At 68.9% G+C, this 3,662-nt stretch carries 4 protein-coding genes; all 4 read left to right on the top strand.

Features of this window, described 5'->3' with window-relative positions; genetic code table 11:
* The first annotated feature begins 20 nt into the window (after positions 1–20).
* On the top strand, positions 21–725 hold the full coding sequence (locus WAW85_RS17090) for a DUF1906 domain-containing protein (protein WP_422560778.1): 705 nt from the start codon (positions 21–23) through the stop codon (positions 723–725).
* A gap of 44 nt (positions 726–769) precedes the next feature.
* On the top strand, positions 770–1,960 hold the full coding sequence (gene aroC / locus WAW85_RS17085; protein WP_422560777.1) for a chorismate synthase: 1,191 nt from the start codon (positions 770–772) through the stop codon (positions 1,958–1,960).
* Positions 1,957–2,496, top strand: a complete 540-nt coding sequence (locus WAW85_RS17080) for a shikimate kinase (protein ID WP_422560776.1) — start codon at positions 1,957–1,959, stop codon at positions 2,494–2,496. Before aroC ends, WAW85_RS17080 begins: the two co-directional genes overlap by 4 nt.
* Positions 2,497–2,558: 62 nt before the next feature.
* A partial coding sequence (aroB, locus tag WAW85_RS17075; RefSeq protein WP_422560775.1) for a 3-dehydroquinate synthase occupies positions 2,559–3,662 on the top strand: 1,104 nt, incomplete at its 3' end.

The raw sequence follows: 3,662 nt of genomic DNA, 5'->3' as shown, positions 1-3,662 counted from the left end.
GCCTCCTCCCGCCCGCGCCGGTGCGCGCCGACGATCTCGGCAGTCTCCTCGGCAGTGGATCGGCGAGCCTCCCGCCGTCGGCTGTTCCGGCCCGGCTCGGCACACTCCTGGACTACGCCGTCGGCGTTCCCACGCCGGACGCGGTCATGCGGGCCGGTCACGCCGGGGTGATCCGCTACATTTCTGACCGCCGCCCGGGGGCGGAATATATGACCGGCAAACCATTGGCAGCCGCCGAAGCCACGGCGATGCGCGCCACCGGCCTGGCCGTCGTGTCGAACTATCAGTTCGGTAAGGATGACACTGCCGACTGGAAAGGCGGCTACCCGGCCGGGCGCACGCATGCGGCGCGTGGCGTGGAGATCCACCGGGCGGCCGGAGGACCAGATGGCGCACCGATCTACGTCTCCATCGACGACAATCCGACGCAGACCCAGTTCCTCACCCAGATTGCGCCCTATCTGCTTGGCTGGCGATCGGTGATCGGAGCGGCCCGGATGGGTGTCTACGCCAACGCCCCGACCATTGCGCGGGTGTCGGCCACCGGACTGGCTCACTGGTTCTGGCAGCACGACTGGGGCACGCCGAAGGGTTACCTGCACCCGGCCGCACACCTGCACCAGATCCCCGGACACCTGCACCAGATCCCCGGCCAGACCACGGTCGGCGGGGTGCAGGTCGACGTCAACACCATCGAAAAGGCCGAATACGGTCAGTGGCGATGAGCCGCTGAGCTGGCCGAGCGGGACTCGTGGAACAATAGTTCCTTGTGTTGCGCTGGATAACTGCTGGAGAATCACACGGCCCCGCCCTGATGTCGATGGTGGACGGCATGGTGGCCGGTGTCGAGGTCACCTCGTCGGACATTGCCGAACAGCTGGCTCGCCGCCGCCTGGGCTACGGGCGCGGCGCCCGGATGAAGTTCGAGGCCGACCAGGTCACCATCATCGGTGGCATCCGGCACGGTCAGACCCTGGGCAGTCCGATCGCCATCGAGATTGGCAACACCGAATGGCCTAAGTGGGAGCAAGTCATGTCGGCCGACCCGGTCGACCCGGCCGAGCTCGAAGGCAGCGCCCGCAGCGCTCCGCTCACCCGTCCACGGCCCGGGCACGCCGACTTCTCCGGCATGCTCAAGTATGGTTTCGACGATGCGCGTCAGGTGCTCGAACGCGCCAGCGCCCGAGAAACGGCCGCTCGCGTCGCCGCGGGCACCGTAGCCCGCAACTTCCTGCGCCAAGTCTTCGGGATCGAGGTGCTCTCGCACGTCATCTCGATCGGTGATAGCACCCCGTACGACGGTCCCACCCCCCGTTACGACGACCTCGCCGCCATCGACGAGAGTCCCGTGCGCGCCTTCGGGACCGATGCGCAAGCGTCGATGATCGAGGAGATCGAGGCCGCTAAACGCGACGGCGACACCCTCGGCGGTGTCGTCGAGATCATTGCCACCGGCGTCCCGATCGGTCTCGGCTCGCACGTGTCGGGGGACACCCGACTCGACGCGCGGCTCGCCGGTGCCCTGATGGGTATTCAGGCCATCAAGGGCGTCGAGGTCGGCGATGGTTTCACCACCGCCCGCCGCCGCGGCTCTCAGGCCCATGACGAGATGGTCCCCGGGCCGGACGGGGTGCTGCGCTCGACCAACCGGGCCGGTGGCCTGGAAGGCGGCATGACTAACGGCGAGGACCTGCGTGTTCGGATCGCGATGAAGCCGATCTCCACCGTGCCGCGCGCCCTGGCAACCGTGGACATGGAGACCGGCGAACCGGCCAGCGCCATCCACCAGCGCAGCGATGTCTGTGCGGTCCCGGCCGCCGGGGTCGTCGCCGAATCGATGGTTGCGCTTGTCGTCGCCCAGGCCGCCCTGGAGAAGTTCGGTGGCGACTCGGCCCGCGAGACGGCCGCCAACCTGCGCGGCTACCTGGCGGCCATCGATCTTCGACCGCCGCGGCCGTGACTGCATCGGCGACCCGGCCCCGCGTCGTCCTGACCGGGTTCATGGGGTCGGGCAAGTCGACCGTCGGGCGCGCGCTGGCCGCCGCGCTCGGAGTGGACTATGTGGACACCGATGCGGACATCGAACGACGATTCGGCCGCAGCATTCCCGTGCTCTTCGCCGACGGTGAAGCGGCCTTTCGTGCCGCCGAACGCGATACCGTGCTGGACGTGTTGGCCTCGTCCGACGGCGTGGTGGCGCTCGGCGGGGGATCGGTGACCGTGCCGGAGATCGCCCAGGCCCTCGCTGGCCAGTACGTCGTGTACCTGGAGATCAGTGCCGCCGACGGTTACGCGCGCGTCGCCGACTCCGACCGGCCACTGCTGGCCGACCCTGATCCGGCCGCGCGCTACGCACAACTGCTGGCAGCCCGCACCGGCACCTACCGGGCGGTGGCGACCCAGACCGTTGACGCCGCCCGCCCGGTCCCCGAGGTCGTCGCCGCCATCCTCGCCGCTCTGCCCGAGCCACCCACCGGGCCCCCGATCGCTGGTTGAGCCGGACTGAGGCGCTAGCCGAGGTCCGTGTCGAAACCACCTACTGACCACCAGGAGAACCTATGACCGAGCCCGTGACGGTGGCCGTCCGCGCCGCCAGCCCGTACGACGTGGTGATCGGCCGCGGCCTGCTGCCCGATCTGGCCGCGGCCGCCGCTGGCGCGGACCGGGTGGCGATCATTTTTCAGCCGACGCTGAAAGCGACCGCCGAGCAGATCCGCGAGTATCTTGCCGAGCGCGGTTTCGACGCGCACCGCATCGAGATCCCGGATGCCGAGGACGGTAAGGATCTGCAAGTGGCGGCCTACCTCTGGGACGTCTTCGGGAAGATCGGCATGAAGCGCAACGACAAAGTCGTCAGCCTCGGCGGCGGCGCCGCCACCGATTTGGCCGGGTTCGTCGCCGCCACCTGGATGCGCGGCATCGGTGTCATTCACGTCCCGACCACGCTGCTCGCCATGGTCGATGCGGCCGTCGGCGGCAAGACGGGCATCAACACGGACGCGGGCAAGAACCTAGTCGGCTCGTTCCATGAGCCGGACGCCGTGCTGATCGACCTGGGCACCCTGGAGACGGTGCCGCGCAACGAGATCGTCGCGGGTCTGGCCGAAGTGATCAAAACCGGTTTCATTGCCGATCCGGTGATCCTCGACCTCATCGAAGCCGACCCCGCGGCGGCTGTCGATCCGACCGGCGATGTGCTACCCGAGTTGATCCGTCGATCTGTGCAGGTGAAGGCCGATGTCGTCTCGGCCGACCTGAAGGAGTCCTCGCTCCGCGAAATCCTGAACTACGGCCATACGCTGGGCCACGCCGTGGAGCGCCGGGAGCGCTACAAATGGCGTCACGGCGCCGCCGTCGCCGTCGGCATGATGTTCGCCGCCGAACTCGCTCGTCTGGGCGGCCGCCTCGACGATGCGACTGCCGACCGCCACCGCACCGTGCTCGAAGCCGTCGGCTTGCCGACCACCTACGATCCGGATGCCCTCGGTGACCTGCTCACGTACATGGCGGGGGACAAGAAGAACCGCTCGGGCATGCTGCGCTTCGTCGTGCTCGACGCCCTCGCCCGACCCGGTCGCCTTGAGGCGCCGGACCCGTCGCTGATCGCTGCGGCCTACTCCGCCGTGGCGGCCGACACGCGCGGCACCGGCGGTATTCTGCTG

Origin of the sequence: Gordonia sp. (in: high G+C Gram-positive bacteria), assembly GCF_049299075.1 — a bacterium.
GTDB lineage: Bacteria > Actinomycetota > Actinomycetes > Mycobacteriales > Mycobacteriaceae > Gordonia.
This window is presented reverse-complemented; position numbering and strand designations above follow the sequence as displayed.